Consider the following 20,720-nt stretch of genomic DNA (forward strand, 5'->3'; position numbering starts at 1 on the left):
TCATGATGGCAATCAAAAATCGGCTAAAAAATAGGCACAACCATGACAGAGCAACCAAGCACCCTTTATGCCAAACTCCTTGGGCAAACAGCCGCCATTACCTGGCAAGAGTTGCAACCCTATTTTGCCAGGGGCGCGTTGTTGTGGATTGAGCCGACACAGGATTTAATTGAGGTCGCCCAGGCCGTGGCCGAGAACGACACCGACAAAGTCTCGGGCTGGTTGTCGAGCGGGCTTGTCACTAAAATGACCGACCAGCAAGCTCAAGGCGTGCTGAGCCGTGATCCGCAGTTGTGGGCCGTGGTCGTGGCACCCTGGGTGCTAGTGCAAGAGCGCATGGATGCACCAAATAAGCGCTGAACGCTCAGATCGTCTCAGTGGTCGTACCCATTTAGATGCGTGATTAATTTTTACATGGAGTAGCACAATGTTTGAGCCAGGACACGTACATCGCACCAAGCAACGCGCTTCGAGCGATATACCTGAATTCAGTGTCGATATTTATTACGACGTGCACCGTGATGAGAACTTCAAGCCGATACTGTGCATGCGCATGGCCGGTAACGTTAACGGCTCTATGTTCGAAGAGTCCTTTGAGCTGTCGCGCGAAGAGGCATTCAATTTCGCCAGCGTGATTGGCCGCATTGGTAAAAAATACGGGGTGCCTGGCAGCGATGGCCTGATTGCACGCAACCACAAAGATTACGACCGGATGTATGCCGACATCAAGGCCAAGCTCGGCGTGCCTGTTGAGGTGCTCGAGCCCGAGGTAATCGAGGAAGCGGTGCCTCCGGTTTCCAAATATACCGAGGGTCACCTGCACCGGGCCAACAAGGTCGCCAGCAATGGTTGCCCGGTTTATTCACTGGACATGTACTACGACGTTCGCCAGGACCCGGTTGAAGGGCCGATGCTTTCGGTGCGCCTTGTCGGTAACTGCAATGGCAAGGACTTCGAGGAGAAGTTCGAACTACACCGCGACACCGCCTATAACTTCAGCAGTGTGGCAACCCGTGTCGTGGCCAAGCATGGCATTCCGGTGAACAACGGCATCATCATGCGTCGTCACAAGGAGTATGACTTGATGTTTGCCGATATCCGCGAAAAGCTGCAGCTACGCAGCGGCGAAGCGGTTGATCTGCAGCACTTGGCCAAAGACGGCCTGTAAGCACATGCGTTGGCGCTGGGTTACTGGCTGACCCAGCGTTGGCGTGCCCAGGCGCTTAATGCATCGACCGCCAGCACCAGCACCAGCATCGCCAGGATTACCGATGCAGCCTGTGCTTCCTGGAACAGGCTGAGGTGGAAGTAGAGCATTTGTCCCAGGCCCCCTGCGCCAACAAAACCCAGCACGCTGGCCATGCGAATATTGTTTTCCCAGCGGTACAGTGTGTAGGCGATCAGTTGTGGCCAAACTTCCGGCAGCGTGCCGTAGCAAAAGGCGACAGCGCGTCCACCACCGGCTAAGCGAATTGCCTGTGCGGGTTCGTCACTGACATTTTCCAAGGCTTCGGCAAATAGCCGGCCGAGCACGCCTGCGGTATGCAGTGCCAGGGCCAGCGTGCCGGCATTGGGCCCCAGTCCGGCAGCCAGCACGACCAGCGCTGCCCAGACCAGTTCAGGAATCGCACGTAACGCATTGAGCAGCAGGCGGCTGAGGCTCATGGCAAACAGGCCAAACCGTCCGGCGGCTGGAAGTGCCAGCAGCATGCCGAGCAGTGCGGCCAGCAGGGTGCCAATGGACGACATGGCCAGGGTTTCCAGCGCACCTTTACCAATAGCGCGTAAGTGCGAGGCGTTAAAGTCAGGGCTGAAAAAGCCACTGGCGTAGCTGCCCATCTGGCTCAAGCCATCACCGGCAAACAGGGTCGTCAGGTCGATATTCAGGTAGCTGAAGGATGCGAATACCGAAGCCAGCAGCAATGCCACCAGGCTGTAGTTGAGCAGGTACTTCATTGCAGTCTCGCCCTCAGCAATCTGCTCAGTTGGTCAGCGAGCAGCACCAACAGCAGGAAGGTCAGGAGCATGCTGGCGCCTCCCCCGCCAGCGAACATGCGCAATGACAAATCGATTTGCGGGCCGAGTCCGCCTGCACCGACAAAACCCATGACCACCGATGCCCGCACCGCACACTCCCAGCGGTACACCGTATAGGACAGCATTTCGGCCGAGGCATTGGGCAGCACGCCATAAGCGAATGCCATCAGTCGTGGACTGCCCGCTACCAGCAGCGCGCGAGCGGGGCGAGGGTCAACCGACTCGAAAATTTCGGCGTAGACCTTACCCAGCATGCCGCTGTAGGTAATGGCGATGGCCAGCACGCCAGCCGTTGGTCCCAGGCCCACGGCGCGCACGAATAATAGCGCCCAGACGACTTCAGGCACGCTGCGCAGCACAATCAACAGCCCGCGTACCGGCCAGCGCAGGGCCAGTGACCACCAGGCAGGGCGGCCATTGCGATGCGCTGCCGAGAGTGACAATGCGCGGCTGGCCAGCAGCCCGCAAGGAATCGCCAGCAGCAGTGCCAGCGCCATGCCTGCGGTGGCGATGGCCAGTGTTTCAAGGGTGGCGCGCAGCAGTATGTGCAGAAACTCGGAGTCATGGGCGGGCGGCCAGAAGCCACTGAGAAAACTGCCCATGGTCTTGGGGGGGGCAAGAAGCCACTGAGAAAACTGCCCATGGTCTTGCTGTTTTCAGCGTCGAACAAGACTCCAAGGTCAAGCTCGCTCAGCTTGATCCCGGGCCACAGGATGATGATGGCGAGCAGGGCCAGTGCCAGGCGTGGCAGTGCAGCCGGGTCGCGTAGAGCAGGTTTCAGCATCGTGGAATTTGCACCACAAGCGGGGGCGGCGTGATTACTTCTGGCGTTGGCTGCAACTTTTCATTGGCATAGAGCGTATCCAGTTGCTCAGGACTAATCTGGTCGCTTGGCAGGTCAAACATAATGCGTCCCGCGCGCACCCCTATCACCCGAGGGAAATGCGCCATGGCCAGGTCGACCGCATGCAGGCTGGCCAGCAGTGTCACCCCACGGGCGGCAGCTTCGTTGTTCAACACGTTGAGTGTATGGCCGGCGAGTACCGGGTCCATGGCGGACACAGGCTCATCGGCGAGAATCAATTGCGGGCCTTGGTACAAGACGCGGGCAATACCCACGCGTTGCAGCTGACCACCGGATAATTGGTCGCAGCGCTCGAACAGCTTGTCTGCCAGGTCCAGGCGGGCCAGCGCGGCTTGGGCGCCGGTAATGTCCACTGGGTAAAACAGGTTGAGCACGCTCTTGAGCAGTGACCACGCCCCGAGTTTCCCGGCGAGAATTGCCGTGACTACGCGCTGGCGCGGCGGTAATGGCGGTGCCTGGTGGATCAAGCCAATGCGTGCGCGCAAGCGTTGACGCTGGCTTGCACTGAGCGCCCAGGGCTGTTGTTCAAGCAGGCTGATCGAGCCGGTACTTGGCTGCAAGCTGGTTGCAAGCAAGCGCAGCAGCGTGGTTTTGCCTGCGCCTGAAGGGCCGATAATGGCGATGCGCTCAGCTGCGTTGATCGTCAGATCAATATCACTGAGCGCAACCTGTCCATTGGCGTGGGTCAGACCCACGCCTTGTAGCGTTACAGTCACTTCAACAGGCCAGCTGCGCGTGCTGCTTGCTCGATGCCTTCGTAGTTTTCAGGCTTGGTTTCGATAAAGCGACTCGCCGCCTGCAGGTCAAGAATGGCTTTCTGCTCCGGTACTGCCGGATCGAGCGCCAGGAACGCCGCCTTGATCTTGGCTTGCAGCGCCGGGTCAAGGGTGCCGCGCACGGTCCAGTTGTAATCGTAGTAGGTTGGCGTGGTGGCGATCACCTTGACTTTGTTGGTGTCGACCTTGCCGCTGGCAACCAGTTTTTCCCAGACCGATGCATTGAGTACTCCGCCGTCTGCCTTACCCGCCTGGACCCAGGCTGCGGTCGCGTCGTGGGCACCGGAGTAGGCAACCCGGCTGAAGAACTCTTCAGGCTTGATGCCGTCTTGGAGCATGAAATAGCGTGGCATCAGGCTGCCGGATGTCGACGACACTGAACCGAAGGCAAAGGTCTTGCCCTTGAGGTCCTTGACCGACTTGACGTCTGGATCGGCGCTGATGAACTTGCTGGTGAACTGGGCGTCCTGCTCGCGCTGGACCAGTGGCACGGCATTACCGGTTTTCAGTCGGGTCTGGACGAAGGTAAAGCCACCCAGCCAAGCCATGTCGAGACGATCAGAGGCCAGTGACTCGACCACTGCGGCGTAGTCGGCAACTGGAACAAACTGAACCTTCATGCCCAGTTGCTGTTCAAGGTATTCACCCAGCGGCTTGAACTTGCGTAGCAGCTCAGTCGGGGCCTCGTCAGGAATAGCAGAAACTCGCAGGACATCGGCTGCATGGCTGCAAACGGCGGAAACAGACAGCGCAATGCCTGCGGCGAGCGCAAGGGTACGTTTAAACATGGCGGGTTCTCCGGTTAAATAGCGGGGAAAGCGAGCTAATTATAAGGGCAAGTCTTGGTAAATGTGGACGTGAAGCATAACGTGCTTGCCTGCGGGACACGTATAAATGTTTTATGTGCGGGGCAACCATCGGGTATGACTGACGCTGCTGGGGTCAGCTAGCTGGCAGCGCCCACACGGCGAACTCATTGCCGCTGGGTTCGATAAAGTGGAAACGGCGTCCGCCGGGAAAACTGTAGATCGCCTTGTTTATTGTGCCACCGGCAGCGCTGACCTTGGCCTGCGTGTCTTCAAGGTCGTCACTGAACAGGACGATCAGCGCACTGCCGTTGGCGCAGGTCGAGCGTTGGTCCGAGGCGAAGAATCCACCGTCCAGGCCCTGATCGGAAAACGCCACATAGTCGGGGCCATAATCGATAAATGTCCAGCCAAAGGCTGCGCTGAAAAATGCCTTGGTAGCGTTCAGGTCCCTGGCTGGGAATTCGACGTAGTTGATCTTCTCATGGGCAGGCATTGGTGGCTCCTGTGTCGATGTGATTGGGCTCAAGCTAGCCTCGCGTTTCAGAGTAGACCAGCTACCCAGGGTATTTTTCTTCAATCCTTGCGATTGCATGCTGTTTAGCCTTGCGCTTCCTGAATTACAGTTGCGTGAGGGTTGGGTATGAGTGTTTGGTTGTCGATGGCGGCGTTTGCCCTGGCCAGTTCAATTTCACCGGGGCCGGTCAATATCATCGCCCTGAGTAGCGCAGTGCAGTTTGGCCTGCGTGCCAGCCTGCGGCATGTAACCGGTGCAACGCTGGGCTTCACCTTGTTGTTGGTATTGACTGGATTGGGTTTGCACAAGGTCTTGCAACTGTGGCCGTTTCTGACCGAGCTGATCAAGCTGGCTGGCGTGGCATTTTTGTTGTTCATGGCCTTCAAGCTGGCAACCGATAGCGGTCAACTGGACACAGCTGCAAGGGGGCGGGCGCCGTCGTTTCTCTATGGAGCAACGCTGCAGTGGCTCAACCCCAAGGCCTGGATGGCCTGCGTTGCTGGCATGGGCGCGTTCGTGGCTGATGGCGACGTGCAGCAGATTGCCGCGTTTTCAACGATTTACTTTATCGTCTGCTACCTGTCGATTGCCTGCTGGGCAGTGGCTGGGACCTTCTTGCAGCAGTACCTGAATTCACCAACTGCCATGCGTGTGTTCAACCGCTCGATGGCGGCGCTGCTGGTGCTGTGTTGCGGCTATTTGCTACTGGCTTGATCAGCCCCGGTATTGCCCGGGCGTGGCGGCCATGAACTGTTTGAAGGTGCGTTGCAGGTGCGCTTGGTCGGCAAAGCCTGCTGCCAGCGCCGCATCGACGATCAACTCGCCGCGCTTGAGCAGGCGTTGCGCAAGCTGCACGCGCTGGTTGGTCAGGTAGGTGTGTGGTGTCATGCCGAAGTGCTGGCGAAACGCGCGAATCATGTACGAGCGGGAGAGGCCCGCTGCGTCGCTGATCTGTTGCAGGCTCAGCGGCTGCGCGCAGTTTTCACGGATAAACGCCGCAGCCAGTTCAAGCCTGGCGTGGGCTTGTTCAGGTTCGCTTGCTGCGTCAATCGATGGCGCGAGCGTGCGATCCATCAGGGTGAAGAACGCCAGCGCCGATGCCTGCTTCTGCTTTGGCGCGAGCGAGGTGTCGAGCAGCTTGTCGTAGAACTGATTGAAGGCCTCGAAGAGCGTCGGGGAAAGGCTCAGTATCGGCTGGTAGGCCTGGAATTGCTCAATTGAAAGCCGCCGCACAGAGGCTTGCACCCGAGCCAGCCATTGGCAGTCGACATAGAGCATTCGATAGGACCAGGGTTGCTCGTCAATCGGGTTGCAGGCATGCACCGCCTGTGGATTCATCAGCACAGTGGTGCCTTGGCTGATAGCCTGGCGTTGCGCGCCGTTGATGTAGGTGCAGGCTCCGGCGGTAATCACCCCAATGGAAAAATGGGCGTGGGCATGCAGTGCATAACAGACCTTGCGCCCATCAATAATCGAGCGTGCCTCAATGGCTGGCAATGCCGGATCACGGCAGAATTGCGGCACGCTATCGGTCATGACCTTTACTCTGTAATCGCAGCGACTACGGAAATTTCAACCAGCAGTTCAGGGCTGGCCATGCTCGCTTGCACGCATGCGCGGGCCGGTGCAAAGCCACTGGGTACCCAGTTATCCCACACGCTGTTCATGGCCGCGAAGTGGCTCATGTCCTTGATGTAAATGGTTGCAGAGAGAATCTGCTCGCGGCTGCTGTTGACCGACTCAAGCAGTGCATCAACCTTGGCCAGCATGGTCCGGGTTTGATCTTCGATACCCGCTGTGCGGTCTTCGGCAACCTGGCCGCACAGGTAGGCGGTATTGTTATGAACGACAACGCGGCTCATGCGTGCGGAGGTTTCTAAGCGAGTGATGCTCATGGAAGTCCCTTGGTCTTGTGGCAGTGAATTGGGCACAGTCGCATTGTGCTGCAGCCTACTATGCTCGAAAGCCCATAGTCTAATCAGCTAGCGACTGAATGACGACCATGCTTTGGGTTTAAGATAGCCGCATAACCTTTGTCGAGACTGGAGTTGATGATGTCTGCTGGTTTACCCGCTTTAGCTTTTGCCGGAATTGGTCTGATGGGCCTGCCGATGACGCGTCGCCTGTTGGCGGCAGGTTATCCGTTGGCGGTTTGGAATCGCTCGCCTGAGAAGTGCCAGCCGCTGATTGAGCAGGGCGCGGCTTCTGTGGATCAACCGGCACAACTCTGTGCCAAGGCTGACATCATCATGTTGTGCCTGGCCAATACCGATGTGGTACGTGAAGTCGTGTTCGGCCCCGGCGGCGTGGCCGAGACAGCAAGGGCGGGCCAACTGTTGGTCGATTTTTCCAGTCTTGACCCCGCACAAACCCGGGAAATGGCCGCCGAGCTTGAGAGCCGTACCGGCATGCGCTGGATCGATGCGCCGGTCTCTGGCGGTACCGCTGGCGCGGAGGCGGGATCATTGGCAATCATGGCGGGCGGCAGCCATGCAGACATCGAACGAATCCGACCCGTGCTGGCCCATCTTGGCCAGCGCCTAACGCGCATGGGCGATGTGGGCGCGGGGCAGGTGACCAAGGTCTGCAACCAGATGATCGTTGCCTGCAATGCCTTGGTCATTGCCGAGGTCATGGCCCTGGCTGAAAAGTCAGGGGTCGATGCAAGCCTGATCGCGCCAGCCCTGGCCGGAGGCTTTGCCGATTCGAAACCCCTGCAGATTCTTGCGCCGCAAATGGCGGCGAGTTAGTTTGAACCCATCAAGTGGCACGTACGCACCTTGCTCAAGGATCTGGATACCGCCGTTCGAGTCGCCCAGCAGACAGGCTCGGCAACGCCCGTAACTGGCTTGGCCGCTCAGCTGATGCGCTTGCATGGCAGCCAAGGCTATCTGGAAAAAGACCCCGCCACCCTGGTTCAGCAATACCGTGAGCAAAAACTATGAAAATCTGCGCCAATCTATCACTGCTATTTACCGAACTGCCTCTGGTTGATCGAATAGTCGCTGCCAGTGCAGCGGGTTTTGACGGGGTTGAGATCCAGTTTCCCTATGAGGTTCCCGCTATTCGCTTGAAGGAGGCGCTTGAAGCCGCAGGCATGCCGTTGCGCGTGATCAACCTGCCAGCCGCAGACCTGATGACTGGCGGAGATGGCTTGGCGGCGGTACCGGCGCGCCAGGCCGAGTTTGATCAAGCGCTGGAGACTGCTTTGAGCTATGCGGCGATGGTACGCCCGGCCATGGTCAACGTACTGCCAGGAAGGCTGGCAGATGGGGTTGAGCGCGAACAAGCCTTGCAAACCCTGGCAGCAAACTTGCGCAAGACTGCCGACGCCTTCGCCTTGCTGGGTATTGCGGTGGTGTGCGAGGCGGTCAATACAACGGATATGCCCGGTTTTTTAATCAATACAAGCGAGCATCTGCATGCCCTGCTGGAGAGGGTCGATCACGCCAACTGCAGCGCCCAGTACGATATCTATCACATGGCCATGCAGGACGATGACATCAGTTCTGGTGTCCAGCGGCTCAAAGGCCGTATCGGTCATGTGCAATTTGCCGACTGTCCTGGTCGTGGCGCTCCAGGCAGCGGCAACCTGGACTTTATGGCCGCGTTCAAAAGCCTCAACGCCTCTGGTTATGAGGGCTGGATGGGGGCCGAGTACAAACCTGGCGCCCAGGGCACCCAGGCCAGTCTGAGCTGGCTAAGTCAATGGCGCACGCAGCTGGATCAGGCCTGAGCTGCGTGTTCAGGCGCTTGCCTATAGGTGATGTGCAAGACTGCTTTCTACCTTGAAGTCTGCGAGGAAGGTCAGTAGTTGCTGCATGGGAATGGGACGGCTGAGCAGGTAGCCCTGAATGCTGTCGCATTTCAATTTAGCGAGCAGGTCCAATTGCTCGGGGGTTTCCACGCCCTCGGCCACCACTTTGAGTCGCAGTGAATGAGCCATGGCGATTATGGCTTGGACAATTTCCATGTCTTCATTGGCACCGGGAATGTCCTGGATGAAAGAGCGATCGATTTTCAAGGTGTCGATGGGTAAGCGTTTCAGGTAAGCCAGTGACGAATAGCCAGTACCAAAGTCGTCAATAGATAAACTGACGCCTTGGGCGCGCAGCTCTTGAAGTAGATCGATGGCTTGGCCGATATTTCCCATCAGGGCGTTTTCGGTGACCTCCAGTTCGAGTCGTTGCGCAGGAACCGAGAAGTGCAACAGCGCCTCGCTGACTTCCGTGGCTAACTCCTTGCGACCCAGGTTGAGCGCAGAGCAATTGACGGCGATCTTGATATGCTCGTGGCCCTCGTCGGCCAATCGTGAGAGATCACAGCAAGCACGGCGCAGTACCCAGTTATCCAGCTCAGCGATAAAGCCGTTGGCTTCAGCGATACCAATAAACCGGTCAGGGCTTAGCAGCCCCCGCTGAGGGTGCTGCCAGCGCACGAGCGCCTCAAGCTTGCTGAGCTTCCCGCTGTGCAGGTTGAGTATCGGCTGATAGAAGAGTTGCAGGCCTTGATCGCTGCGCAAGGCGGTGTGCAGTTCTTCTTCGAGCAGCAATTCAACACTGGCCTTGGCCTTTAGCTGCGAGCTAAACACATGCATCTGATTGCGTCCGCTGCCCTTGGCTTGGTACAGCGCCAGTTCGGCATGCTTGAGCAGTTCATCCGGGCTGTTGCCATCCTCGGGAAACATGCAGATGCCGATGCTGGTAGTCATCGTCATGCAGCGGCCGTTGATCACTATGGGTTCTTTCATTGCCAGTAAAACGCGCCCGGCCAACACCCGTGCTTCATCCTTGGATTTGAGGCTGGCAAGCACACAGAACTCATCTCCTCCCAGGCGTGAGAGTACGTCGTCGTTGCGCAAGGCTGAGCTCACGCGCTCGGCTATTACTTTGAGCATGCTGTCGCCGATAGCGTGGCCCAGGCTGTCGTTGATCCGCTTGAAATGGTCGATATCGATAACCAGTACGCCCAGTGGTGTATTGGTTTGTTGGTGCTTGAGCAGCTTCTCGGTGAATGCGAGGTTCAGGCCCCGGCGGTTCAAGTGCTGGGTTAAAACATCATAGTTGGCTGCTTGCTGGAGCGATGTGCGGGCGTGGTCCAGTTGGTTGAGCAGGCTATTGACCCGATGCACATTAGACTGGTTGACGACCTGGTACTTGTCTCGCGCTGCGGCAATCAGGCTCGCGGCAAATCCAAGCAATGCCAGGCACGAGACAATCAGGGCCATGTGCGACTCAGCCCCCGGCACGTCTGTTGAGGCAGTGCTTGCGAGGTCGGCGACCACAGCTTCCACACCGAAGCTGTGCGTGAACTCAATGGCCAGTGCAAGCGCTGCGCTGGCGGTAATCCGGCTCAACCGTGACATCGCCGGGGATTGTGCATGCTGGTGGGCGGAGCTATACAGGGCGGCATAGCTGAATGCGAAAGCGAAGGCGAGCGCAGCCATGATCAGCAGGGGCGAATAAAACAGGGCGATCACCTGGGGACTTTGGGTGATCGCAAACAGATGCAGCACTGTGCTGCTCAAACTGATAAGCAAGGCGCTAGTGAAAAGCCGTGCCGGCTTGGCGTGCCCCTTGGAGATGCTCAGCATGACCACAAAGGCCGAAGCCGTTGCGACACACAGGGAACTGAAGTTTGCCGGCGCAGCTACGGCAGACTGCGCATATTCTTCAGCGGGTAACTGATTGATAAAGTGCAGTACCCAGGAGCCACTGCCCAGGCAGAGCGCACCGACTATCCGCCACAACCAGCGGCTCAGTGGCTGTTGCGCCTGGCTGATGCGCTCAATCACTTCAAGAACGGTGTAACAGGCAATACAGGCCAGTAGAAAAGCCAGGAGCATCATGCCCAGGCTTTGATGACTGGTTTCCAGCAGATGACCATCTGATGGCATGTGCTGGATAAATCGCAGATCAAACCAATCCATGATTATTTCTCCAGTAGCAACCGAATGCCATTCGTCTCAGGGCTGGCAAAGTGACATTGGCTCATGCAAGTGTAGCCATTGAGGGTCAATGCGCGAAAAAGTTGTTGAAGAAACAACGACCGGGCCTGGAACGCTGCATAAACACAGGTTTAAGCCGGTCGAACGTCGCGTTCTGGCTGGATGGGAATGTTTGGCTCAGCAGGCGTCACTGTCCTGATGTACGGATGCCATGGATAGGGTTGGGTTAGGGCCGTGGATTCAGCATGCGAATAGTCACAGACACAGGCCGCCATAGGCTCTAGCGTGCTTGCAACATCAATAGTTGGAACGCTGTCTGAGGTTTCAGCAAAACAACAAGAATAATAGGAAACTTCGCATGCAACCCACCCAGCAGGCAGCCAATGCGTGGCGCGTTTTGTTTTTGCTGTTTCTGGCCAACATGTTCAATTTTTTCGATCGCACCATTCCTGCGATCATTATCGAGCCTCTGCGCAAAGAATGGAGCCTGAGCGATCTGCAGCTGGGGCTGGTGGGCACGGCATTTACCATTGTCTACGCCATTGCAGGCGTGCCGCTTGGGCGCATGGCGGATACTGGCGCACGGCGCAAAATCATGGGCTGGGGCCTGGCGGCCTGGAGCGGCTTGACCGCGGTCAATGGCCTGGCGTGGAATTTTTGGAGTTTCTTGCTGATTCGCATGGGCATCGGCATTGGTGAAGCCAGCTATGCACCTGCCGCAAATTCACTGATTGGCGATCTGTTCCCGGCGCACAAACGTGCCAGGGCGATGGGTATTTTCATGCTCGGTTTGCCGATTGGCTTTTTGCTGGCGTTTTTCACCATCGGCAGCATGGTGCGTATCTTTGACAGCTGGCGAGCGCCATTTTTTATCGCGGCGGTGCCAGGCTTGCTTCTGGCGCTGATGATGTTCTTTATCAAGGAACCCGCGCGTGGCGCATCCGAGCGCGTTGCCGTGGCAACCACCAAGGTTGAAAAACCGCTGCGCAAGGTGCTGGCCATTCGCACATTCTGGTGGCTGGTGCTGGCCGGTTTGGCGTTCAACTTTGCAACCTATGCTTGCAACTCATTCATGGTGCCGATGCTGCAGCGCTACTTCTTGCTACCCCTGGAGCAAGCGGCCGTGGCCACTGGCGTGATCGTGGGCTTGACCGGCCTTGTTGGCTTGACCCTGGGTGGCTGGGTCGCGGACAAGATTCACCAGCGTTCAGAGACCGGGCGCCTGTTATTTGCGGCGTTGAGCATGCTGATTGCAACGCTGGCAACCGGCTACGCCCTGTTCTCCGGACGTATCGATGTCGCCGTATTTGTCGGCGTGTTCAGCCTCGGCTGGCTGTTCTCCTACAACTTCTACACCTGTGTGTACACGGCGATTCAAGATGTCGTAGAACCCCGCTTGCGGGCCACGGCCGTGGCGTTGTTTTTTGCCGGTCTTTACCTGCTGGGCGGTGGTCTCGGGCCATTGGCGGTTGGTTTGCTGTCTGATCACTTTGCCCAGGCGGCGATGCTGGCGGCAGGCGCCAGCGAGATGAACGAGGCGTTCAAGGCAGTTGGTTTGCATGATGCGATGTATCTGATACCAGTGGCGTTGTTCCTGACCATGCTGGCGTTGGTCCAGGCTTCGCGCTGCTTTGCTGCGGATGCGCAGCGCATGCAGCACAAAATGTCCGCCGAGGTGCCGCTGGATGCTGGCGTGGCCTTGGGCTGAGCTTTCACGCACACAAAAAGAAGCCCGCGAATGCGGGCTTCTTGATTCGAGTCGGCTACTTATTAACCTGCAACCAACACGCGGATTGCCTCAAGACGTAACGCCGCTTTATCGAGCGAGCTCAAGCCTTGCTCACGCTGGTTGCGCAGGGTTTCGATCTCGCCGTCTCGCACGCTTGGGTTGACCGCTTGCAATGCGGTGAGACGGGCCAGCTCTTCATCCATATCAGCTGCCAGGCGACGCTTGGCTTCGGCGACACGCTCCAGGTGGCGCGGCATGACTTTTTCTTCACCCACTGCAATTTGCGGGTTGAGTGTGTCGCGCTGCGCCTGGACGAACTTGTTGGCGCTGGCACGGGGCACGCTTTCCAATTGATCGTTGAGCGTCTCGAAGGCCACCTTGCTGGCAAGGTCGTTACCGTTGGCGTCGAGCAGGCAACGCAGCGCTGCCGGCGGCAGGTAGCGACCAAGTTGCAGGGCGCGTGGTGCGACCACATCACTGACATAGAGCAGTTCAAGCAATACGGTGCCTGGTTTTAGCGCCTTGTTCTTGATCAAGGCCACGCCAGTGTTGCCCATCGAACCGGAGCGCACCAGATCCATGGCGCCTTGCACCATGGGGTGTTCCCAGGTCAGGAACTGCATGTCTTCGCGGCTTAGCGCCAGGTTGCGGTCGTAGGTGATGGTCACGCCTTCGTCGTCGCCGAGCGGGAAGCTGGCGTCAAGCATCTTCTCGCTTGGGCGCAGGATCAGTGCGTTTTCCGAGTGGTCTTCGCTGTCAATACCGAAGGCATTGAACAACTGCTCCATGTAGATCGGCAAGGCGAACTGGTCGTCCTGCTCTTCGATATCGGCCGCCAGGGTCTGGCCTTCACCGGCGCCGCCGGAGTTAAGCTCCAGCAGGCGGTCGCGCCCCGCATGCAACTCGCCTTCAAGACGTACACGCTCGGTTTTGGCTTCGTCCGCCAGGGCTTGCCATTCGCTGTCATCACCGCTTTCCAGCAGCGGCAACATGCGGCTGCCAAACTGATGCTGAAGGGCGTTACCTGTCGGGCAGGTGGCCAGAAATGCGTTGAGCGCATTGTGATACCACTGGAACAAGCGCTCTTGCGGGCTGCTCTCAAGGTAGGGCACATGCAACTGGATACGGTGCTTTTGGCCGATACGATCAAGACGGCCAATACGCTGCTCAAGCAGGTCGGGGTGGGCCGGCAGGTCGAACAGTACCAGGTGGTGAGAGAACTGGAAGTTGCGGCCTTCACTGCCGATCTCGGAGCAGATCAGCACTTGGGCGCCGAATTCTTCGTCAGCGAAGTAAGCGGCGGCACGGTCACGCTCAAGGATGCTCATGCCTTCGTGGAATACGGTGGCGGGGATGCCCGAGCGCACGCGCAGTGCGTCTTCAAGGTCCAGCGCGGTTTCGGCGTGGGCGCAGATCACCAGGACCTTGAACTTTTTCAGCATCTTCAAGGTGTCGATCAACCACTCGACACGCGGGTCGAAGCGCCACCAGCGCTGTTCTTCATCCACCTCGGCTTGGGCTTGATAGCTGACTTCCGGGTACAGGTCCGGATGCTCGCCAATCGGCAACTCCATGTACTCGTCCGGGCTTGGTAGCGGATAGGCATGCAGTTCCCGCTCAGGGAAACCCTGGACAGCGGCACGGGTGTTACGAAACAGCAGGCGGCCAGTGCCGTGGCGATCGAGCAATTCGCGGATCAAGCGCGCCGAGGCTTCGCTGTCGCCGTCATTGACTGCTGCCAGCAGGCCTTCGCCTTCGGCACCAAGGAAGTCATGAATGGTTTTATGGGCCTCGGACGACAGGCGACCTTGATCCAGCAATTCTTGCACGGCCTCGGCAATCGGCCGGTAGTTGGCACTTTCGGCGCGGAAGGCTTCGAGGTCGTGGAAGCGGTTGGGGTCGAGCAGGCGCAGACGGGCAAAGTGGCTGTCCTGGCCGAGTTGCTCAGGTGTTGCGGTCAGCAACAGTACGCCGGGGATGACTTCAGCCAGTTGCTCGACCAATGAGTATTCCGGGCTGGAGCGTTCCGGGTGCCAGACCAGGTGGTGTGCTTCGTCGACTACCAGCAAGTCCCAGCCAGCGGCAAATAAAGCGTCCTGGGCCTTTTCATCTTCGCGCAGCCACTCCAGGGCGACCAGCGCCAGTTGGCAGTCTTCGAATGGGTTGCTGGCGTCGCTTTCAATAAAGCGTTCGGCGTCGAACAGGGCGACGTCGAGGTTGAAACGTCGACGCATTTCCACCAGCCACTGGTGTTGCAGGTTTTCAGGAACCAGTATCAGTACGCGGTTGGCACGGCCAGAGAGCAGTTGACGGTGGATCACCATGCCTGCTTCGATGGTTTTACCCAGGCCGACTTCGTCAGCCAGCAATACGCGCGGTGCAATTCGGTCTGCAACTTCGCGGGCAATGTGCAGCTGGTGCGCAATGGGCTGTGCACGCACGCCACCCAGACCCCAGAGCGGCGATTGCATGTGGTTACTGGTGAATTCAAGCGTGCGGTAACGCAGGCCGAACCAGGCCAGTGGGTCAATCTGGCCTGCGAACAGGCGGTCGCTGGCCAAACGGAACTGGATAAAGTTGGAGAGTTGGGTTTCCGGCATTGTCACGCTTTGATGCTGCGCATTGAGACCGTGATAGACCAGCAGGCCGTCGATATCGTCGACTTCCTGTACGGTCAGCTTCCAGCCTTCAAAATGGGTGATCTCATCGCCGGGCGAGAAGCGCACACGCGTCAGTGGTGCGCTGCGCGCGGCGTATTGACGGGTTTCGCCAGTCGCCGGGTAAAGTACCGTGAGCATGCGACCTTCCTGCATGAGGATGGTCCCCAAGCCCAGCTCTGCTTCGCTGTCACTGATCCAGCGTTGCCCCGGTTCATACTGCTGCGCCATGCCTGTCTCCCGCGTGAAAAGCCGGCTATGGTAACCGCAACGCCGGTTTAGGCCAAAGCCCCATTGATCTTTTCGCGTTTTGCTGGATATAAAAAATCAGCCTTTGAGTCGAAAGTGTAGTGAGGTCAGGCTCATGTTTGCGCTCAACCTGCCGACAGCCTGACCAAAGGAGGGTCCAATCGTGTTGCCACCGATCCCGCAGAGCTTGGTCCCCGTTACTGCTAGCCAGGATGTGGTCAAGCCCAAACCGCTTACCCCGCCGGTCATGCCTGTGGCAGAAACCAGCAAGGAAAGCGCGCTTAACCTCGATAAACGCCATCCGCAGGACGCCGAGGCGATATTGCGCGAAGAGCAGCGCCGCCAACAAAAACGCTATGCCGCGGCACTGCTGGCCGAGGCGGGCGATGAAACCAGCGACATCGAGCCCAATGAGGACGGCGAGGAACTCCCGCGCCGGGGATTGTGGGTGGATATTGAGGTCTGAGCAGCCGACAATGCAGGTTGTGCTAACCGCGCGAGTGATCTTCTCGCACAGCCCGAATGGTTCGCCCCTTTGCCTTGAGTGAATAGCGCTGTGAGTTTGTTTGCCGATACCCCACTGCAGCTGCCTGATGCTGAGCTGGATTTTTATCCGCAGTGGCTCAACGCCGAGCTTGCCGACCTCTGGTTGCAACAACTGCATCGGCAGACGCCCTGGCAGCAGCCGGAGGTCAATCTGTTCGGGCGCTGCCATCCGGTACCACGTCTGTTGGCCTGGTATGGCGACGCGGGCATTGGCTATCGTTATTCGGGCCTGTATCACGTGCCCCTGCCGTGGACGCCTCTGCTGGCGCAGATCCGTACGCAACTGGTAGATTTTGTAGGCCAGCCCCTCAATGGCCTGCTGCTCAATTATTATCGCGATGGCCAGGACTCAATGGGCTGGCACAGTGATGACGAGGCCGAACTGGGGCGCGATCCGATTGTGGTTTCATTGAGCCTTGGCGGCGGCAGGCGTTTTGACTTGCGCCGCAAAGGCCAGCAGCGCATTGAGCACTCTTTGCACCTGGATCATGGCTCGCTACTGGTCATGCGCGGATCAACCCAGCATTATTGGCAGCACCAGATAGCCAAAACGCGCAAACCCTGCGCGCCACGGCTTAATCTGACTTTTCGTTATGTACTGGACGGGGATGGTTTTGCCCATGAGCAATGAAAACAACCTGATCGACTTTAACGTCGAGCGTGGCAAGCGGATCCACGACCTGCACGACAAGAAGCTCGATGAAATGCGCAAGGCGTTCGAGCAGGCCCTGCCACTGCCTAAGGCCAAGAAAAAGTCCAAAGGCAAGTCGAAGAAGCGCTAAGTCGTTACAAGCCCCTGTTGTTCTATTGATCTGGATCAGTGTCTGACGCTGATTCAGTCCCGCCCCGGGATCATTATTGATCCAAGTCAAGTCCAGCCAGCCTGCCGTTGCGTAACTTGGAGCCATTCCAGATTACACGCCGTCTAGGAGGCAACCATGTTTATCGACACTGTCGTTCTTGCAGGTATTGGCACTGTATTGCTGATGTTCGCCTTCTTTGGCGGGGTTGGTATGTTCATTTGGAAAGACGCGCACAAGCGCAAGTAAGGCGGGTCTTTCAACTCGACTGCACGCAAGGCAGCTTCAGGCGACTTCGGTCGCCTTTTTTTGTGGGTCATCGTCTGCAATGGGCATGGCCGAAGAGTCAGCACAACCTTTGATTGAAATCCCCAGTGTTCAGCCTTGAGCACTTGAATGCATAGCCATCTATTTTTCGCAGAATTGTTAGCATGGGCTAGACGAATTTAGTTAGCTGGCTAATAATTGTCACGCGAAAGGCTTTTACAAGCCTCTTAAGCTTCAGCGTGAAACCCGATTGCAGCATGATTGCCTAGCAATGCGGCTACGCCGCCGGTGGTCATCAATGAGCAATTTATAGCTTCGCAATACCTTGCGTGAAAGTTTCAGAGGCGTGTTGGTGTCAATCCGCTATTTTCATACTTGAGCAATTCCTCGGACGCAGTCATGCCCCACGCATCGCTGGCCTTCATTGCGCCTAGCCGACAAGCCATACAATTTGCAATCAAAACGCTGCTCGGAGCAGGGCTGGCGCTCTGGTGCGCGATGCGCTTTGGCCTGGAGCAACCGGTATGGGCGATGATGACCGCATTTATCGTGGCCCAGCCCTTGTCAGGCATGGTTGCGCAAAAGGGCCTGGCACGAATGGTTGGCACCCTGGTCGGGACCATATTGTCCGTGGCGTTTATTGGTCTTTTCGCGCAGACACCCTGGGTGTTCATAGGCGCGCTGGCGCTCTGGCTGGCCATGTGTACGGCTTCTTCAACCATGCTGCGCAGTGCCTGGTCCTACTCCTTCGTACTGGCAGGCTACACCGTGGCCATCATCGGCTTGCCAGCAGTGAGCAACCCGCTCACGGTGTTTGATCAAGCAGTGGCACGCTGCACCGAAATTTCATTGGGTATCCTCTGCGCCACCGCAGCAAGCGCAATCATCTGGCCTCAGAGGGTCGAGGTGCAGCTGATCCAGCAGGCCAATGTTGCCTGGCGCGCTGGCTTGAACGCAGCCTCGCTGGCCTTGGCGCAAGAGGGCCACGCGCGACAGGGCTTGCTGCAGGTTCTGGGGCATATAGTGGCGGTCGACTCACAACGCGAACATGCCTGGTTTGAGGGCACGCGCGGGCGTCAGCGCGCCGCAGCGCTGCGGGTCCTGAGCCGTGACTTGCTCAGCATGTTGCGTCTCGCTCGTGGGGTAGGGCGTCAGTTACGCCAGCTCAGTGCGCAAGAGCGAGAATGTATCGAGCCCCTGATCGTCGCTGCGCGTGAGCAGTTCGAAATGGAGCAGATGAGTGGTTTGGATGGGCTGGCCGAACGGGTTCGCTTGGCCGCCTTGAGCGAACGATTGAATACCGCGCAGCAGATCTGCCTGGAGCGCTTGTTGCTGTTGGTTACCCGCATGAAGGTTGCTGATCAGTCATTGCACGCTGTCGAACAGGGGGTTGCCCCGCGCAATGCGCCAGACCCCCTGTCATGGCACAGCGACTGGCAGACGGGTTTTATTTACGGTGGCCGCAGCGCCTTTGCCTTCCTGGCGTTTTGTACATTCTGGATGGCGACCGGCTGGACCCTCGCCTCTGGCGGGATCCTGATGACGGGGGTGGTCTGCAGCCTGTTTGCCAGCCGCGATAATGCAGCGCAGATCGGCATGATGTTCCTGCGCGGGATCTTCTACGCCATTCCAGTGGCCTTTGTGGTGGGAGAGCTGATCCTGCCGCAGTTGAGCAGCTTTGCCATGCTTTGCCTGGCCATGGGCGTGCCGCTGTTTTTTGCCGCATTGGGCATGTGCAATCCGGCCATGGGCGCCACGTCCACATCTTTTGCGCTGCACTTTATTTTGCTTTGCTCGCCGCAAAACCAGATGAATTTCAGCGTCTCTTATTTCCTCAATACTTCGCAGGCACTGATCATGGGGGTTGGCTTTGCCGTGCTGGCATTCAACCTGATTTCCATCCGCAACCCCCGCTGGCTGGGCAGCCGGTTGCTGGATGCCACGCTCAATGATCTGCGGCGCTTGACCCGGCGCCCCCTCAGTGGTGCCGAAAACTGGTTTGGCGGGCGTATTGCTGATCGACTATTGCAGTTGGCGCGACATTATCCTGCGTTGCCCAATGAAACGCGCACGCGCTGGGATGACGGTATCGCCAGCCTTGATCTGGGTGATGAATTGCTGCATCTGCGTGGGTGCCTGGAGGCCGGCGACAAGTCGTTTGGCATCGCCGAGCAGCATTTCCTGCAGCAACTCGATCTGCAACTGGGCATTGGTCCGGCGCCTGAGCGCGGGCAGGTGTTAGATACAGCCGTTGAGCAGTTGTTGCAGGCGCTCGATGCCAATGCTTCGAGTATTGACCGGCGCCTGGCGCGAGCCGCGCTGCTGCAATTGCAGTTAGGCTGGAAAAACTGGTGTGCTCATAAAGGAGAGCAATATGGGCTTGCATGAGTGGTCGATAGGCGGTGTCCTGCTCAGCCCGTTTCTTATCTACCTGGTGCTGGCGTTTGCGGTGACCGGGGTCTTGCGCCTGTTGCTTGCTCGCCTTGGCGCCTCGCGCTGGATCTGGCATGAAGCACTGTTCGATACGGCGTTGTTTGTGTGTGTGTTGGCAGGCATTGTTGCGGTGCTTGGGCGTTAGTCATGGAGAATCAATTTATGCGTTCAACTATTCGTGTGTGTATTACCCTTGCCGTTGTGCTGGCGGCCTTGTTTGCCGGTCACTGGCTATGGAATTACTACATGTATTCTCCATGGACGCGCGACGCACGAGTACGAGCCGATATCGTGACCATTGCGCCTGATGTTTCCGGGGCAGTGGTGGGGTTGTCGCTCAAGGACAACCAGCGGGTCAGCGTTGGCGACCTGTTGATGAAGATCGATCCGGAGCGCTATGACGTTGCCCTTGAACAGGCCAAGGCGGTATTGGAAACCCGCAAGCAACAGTTGAATTTGCGTCAGCACGAAGCCTCCAGGCGTGCTCGCCTGGGGCCGCAGGCAATCAGCGCCGAGCTACGGGAGAACTCGCAGATCAGTGCGCAAATTGCCCTGGCCGAATACCATCAGGCACAGGCTGAGGTGAAGCAAGCCCAGTTGAATGTCTCGCGCAGCCGGTTGCTGGCAACGCGCAACGGCTACATCACCAACTTGCAACTGGCTGAAGGCAATTACGTAAATACCGGCCAGCCAGTGCTGGCGCTGGTGGATGAGGATTCCTATTACGTACAGGCCTACTTTGAAGAAACCAAGCTGCCCAAGATTGCAGTCGGTGATGAGGTCGAAATCTGGCTGATGAGCTATCAACATCCACTCAAGGGGCATGTGCAAAGCATCAGCCGTGGCATTACCGATCGCAACGCCAGCCCGGATGGCCAATTGCTGGCCAATGTCGAACCGACCTTCAACTGGGTGCGCCTGGCGCAGCGTATCCCGGTGCGTATCCAGCTTGATGAAATACCGGAGGATGTCTTGTTGAGCGCCGGCATGACCGCCAGCGTCAAGGTGCTGGACAAGCGCTAAGGAACCTCGGTAAATCCCAGAGGTTCCTCAAGTGCGGCGCCAAGTCGAGCATCGGCCGTCTTGGCGCA

The 20,720-nt window shown here is 58.0% G+C and carries 20 protein-coding genes and 2 pseudogenes; 13 read left to right on the plus strand and 9 right to left on the minus strand.

Features of this window, described 5'->3' with window-relative positions; genetic code table 11:
• The first annotated feature begins 42 nt into the window (after positions 1-42).
• Entirely contained in the window at positions 43-360 is a 318-nt protein-coding gene (locus PSES9_RS0121555) for a DUF2288 domain-containing protein (protein ID WP_010490481.1), read from the plus strand.
• A gap of 67 nt (positions 361-427) precedes the next feature.
• Complete coding sequence (locus tag PSES9_RS25590; protein WP_010490483.1) at positions 428-1,168, plus strand: DUF5064 family protein; 741 nt, start codon at positions 428-430, stop codon at positions 1,166-1,168.
• 20 nt (positions 1,169-1,188) lie between these two features.
• On the opposite strand, the gene phnE is transcribed toward PSES9_RS25590, so the two are convergent.
• The 5 genes and pseudogenes from phnE to PSES9_RS0121585 form a co-directional block, all read right to left on the minus strand.
• Positions 1,189-1,956, minus strand: coding sequence for a phosphonate ABC transporter, permease protein PhnE (gene phnE / locus PSES9_RS0121565; RefSeq protein WP_010490485.1), 768 nt, complete (start codon positions 1,954-1,956; stop codon positions 1,189-1,191).
• Positions 1,953-2,821: pseudogene (locus PSES9_RS24045) on the minus strand (PhnE/PtxC family ABC transporter permease). The gene phnE and the pseudogene PSES9_RS24045 overlap by 4 nt, the downstream one beginning before the upstream one ends.
• Positions 2,815-3,618, minus strand: a complete 804-nt coding sequence (locus PSES9_RS0121575; protein WP_010490488.1) for a phosphonate ABC transporter ATP-binding protein — start codon at positions 3,616-3,618, stop codon at positions 2,815-2,817. Before PSES9_RS0121575 ends, PSES9_RS24045 begins: the two are co-directional and overlap by 7 nt.
• Positions 3,615-4,466: a putative selenate ABC transporter substrate-binding protein gene (locus PSES9_RS0121580; RefSeq protein WP_010490489.1), complete on the minus strand. Its 852-nt coding sequence runs from the start codon at positions 4,464-4,466 to the stop codon at positions 3,615-3,617. The genes PSES9_RS0121575 and PSES9_RS0121580 overlap by 4 nt, the downstream gene beginning before the upstream one ends.
• A 154-nt stretch (positions 4,467-4,620) precedes the next feature.
• Positions 4,621-4,980 (minus strand): VOC family protein, encoded by a 360-nt coding sequence (locus PSES9_RS0121585; RefSeq protein ID WP_010490491.1) that lies wholly within the window; start codon positions 4,978-4,980, stop codon positions 4,621-4,623.
• Positions 4,981-5,127: 147 nt separating this feature from the next.
• Between PSES9_RS0121585 and PSES9_RS0121590 the strand changes: the two genes are divergently transcribed.
• Positions 5,128-5,715, plus strand: a complete 588-nt coding sequence (locus PSES9_RS0121590) for a LysE family translocator (protein WP_010490493.1) — start codon at positions 5,128-5,130, stop codon at positions 5,713-5,715.
• On the opposite strand, the gene PSES9_RS0121595 is transcribed toward PSES9_RS0121590, so the two are convergent.
• Together PSES9_RS0121595 and PSES9_RS0121600 are read right to left on the minus strand one after the other, a co-directional pair.
• Entirely contained in the window at positions 5,716-6,537 is an 822-nt protein-coding gene (locus tag PSES9_RS0121595; RefSeq protein WP_010490495.1) for an AraC family transcriptional regulator, read from the minus strand.
• Positions 6,538-6,542: 5 nt separating this feature from the next.
• Complete coding sequence (locus tag PSES9_RS0121600; protein ID WP_010490497.1) at positions 6,543-6,896, minus strand: RidA family protein; 354 nt, start codon at positions 6,894-6,896, stop codon at positions 6,543-6,545.
• A 159-nt stretch (positions 6,897-7,055) separates the two neighbouring features.
• Between PSES9_RS0121600 and PSES9_RS24050 the strand changes: the two are divergent.
• Together PSES9_RS24050 and PSES9_RS0121610 are read left to right on the plus strand one after the other, a co-directional pair.
• A pseudogene (locus tag PSES9_RS24050) lies at positions 7,056-7,946 on the plus strand (NAD(P)-dependent oxidoreductase).
• On the plus strand, positions 7,943-8,737 hold the full coding sequence (locus PSES9_RS0121610; RefSeq protein WP_010490500.1) for a hydroxypyruvate isomerase family protein: 795 nt from the start codon (positions 7,943-7,945) through the stop codon (positions 8,735-8,737). Before PSES9_RS24050 ends, PSES9_RS0121610 begins: the two are co-directional and overlap by 4 nt.
• A 21-nt stretch (positions 8,738-8,758) precedes the next feature.
• Here PSES9_RS0121610 and PSES9_RS0121615 read toward each other — a convergent pair whose 3' ends face one another.
• Entirely contained in the window at positions 8,759-10,930 is a 2,172-nt protein-coding gene (locus tag PSES9_RS0121615; protein ID WP_010490502.1) for a putative bifunctional diguanylate cyclase/phosphodiesterase, read from the minus strand.
• 376 nt (positions 10,931-11,306) lie between these two features.
• Between PSES9_RS0121615 and PSES9_RS0121620 the strand changes: the two genes are divergently transcribed.
• The gene (locus tag PSES9_RS0121620; protein WP_010490504.1) at positions 11,307-12,656 is read left to right on the plus strand and encodes a spinster family MFS transporter; all 1,350 of its coding nucleotides are present in this window, start codon (positions 11,307-11,309) and stop codon (positions 12,654-12,656) included.
• Positions 12,657-12,718: 62 nt separating this feature from the next.
• Here PSES9_RS0121620 and rapA read toward each other — a convergent pair whose 3' ends face one another.
• Positions 12,719-15,565, minus strand: coding sequence for an RNA polymerase-associated protein RapA (gene rapA / locus PSES9_RS0121625; RefSeq protein WP_010490506.1), 2,847 nt, complete (start codon positions 15,563-15,565; stop codon positions 12,719-12,721).
• A gap of 181 nt (positions 15,566-15,746) precedes the next feature.
• Here rapA and PSES9_RS0121630 point away from each other — a divergent pair, with 181 nt between their 5' ends.
• The 7 genes from PSES9_RS0121630 to PSES9_RS0121660 all read left to right on the plus strand — a co-directional run bounded on the left by PSES9_RS0121630 (position 15,747) and on the right by PSES9_RS0121660 (position 20,652).
• On the plus strand, positions 15,747-16,049 hold the full coding sequence (locus PSES9_RS0121630) for a hypothetical protein (RefSeq protein WP_010490509.1): 303 nt from the start codon (positions 15,747-15,749) through the stop codon (positions 16,047-16,049).
• A gap of 90 nt (positions 16,050-16,139) precedes the next feature.
• Positions 16,140-16,760, plus strand: coding sequence for an alpha-ketoglutarate-dependent dioxygenase AlkB family protein (locus tag PSES9_RS0121635; RefSeq protein WP_010490511.1), 621 nt, complete (start codon positions 16,140-16,142; stop codon positions 16,758-16,760).
• Complete coding sequence (locus tag PSES9_RS25125) at positions 16,750-16,911, plus strand: hypothetical protein (RefSeq protein WP_010490513.1); 162 nt, start codon at positions 16,750-16,752, stop codon at positions 16,909-16,911. The genes PSES9_RS0121635 and PSES9_RS25125 overlap by 11 nt, the downstream gene beginning before the upstream one ends.
• 156 nt (positions 16,912-17,067) lie before the next feature.
• Complete coding sequence (gene ccoM, locus PSES9_RS25595; RefSeq protein ID WP_010490515.1) at positions 17,068-17,178, plus strand: cytochrome c oxidase subunit CcoM; 111 nt, start codon at positions 17,068-17,070, stop codon at positions 17,176-17,178.
• Between the two features lie 417 nt (positions 17,179-17,595).
• On the plus strand, positions 17,596-19,584 hold the full coding sequence (locus PSES9_RS0121650; protein WP_010490517.1) for an FUSC family protein: 1,989 nt from the start codon (positions 17,596-17,598) through the stop codon (positions 19,582-19,584).
• The gene (locus PSES9_RS0121655) at positions 19,571-19,774 is read left to right on the plus strand and encodes a DUF1656 domain-containing protein (RefSeq protein WP_010490519.1); all 204 of its coding nucleotides are present in this window, start codon (positions 19,571-19,573) and stop codon (positions 19,772-19,774) included. The genes PSES9_RS0121650 and PSES9_RS0121655 overlap by 14 nt, the downstream gene beginning before the upstream one ends.
• A 17-nt stretch (positions 19,775-19,791) precedes the next feature.
• On the plus strand, positions 19,792-20,652 hold the full coding sequence (locus tag PSES9_RS0121660) for an efflux RND transporter periplasmic adaptor subunit (protein ID WP_010490520.1): 861 nt from the start codon (positions 19,792-19,794) through the stop codon (positions 20,650-20,652).
• The last annotated feature ends 68 nt before the right edge of the window (positions 20,653-20,720 follow it).

The sequence above is a fragment of the Pseudomonas sp. S9 genome (assembly GCF_000222125.1).
Taxonomy (GTDB): domain Bacteria; phylum Pseudomonadota; class Gammaproteobacteria; order Pseudomonadales; family Pseudomonadaceae; genus Aquipseudomonas; species Aquipseudomonas segetis.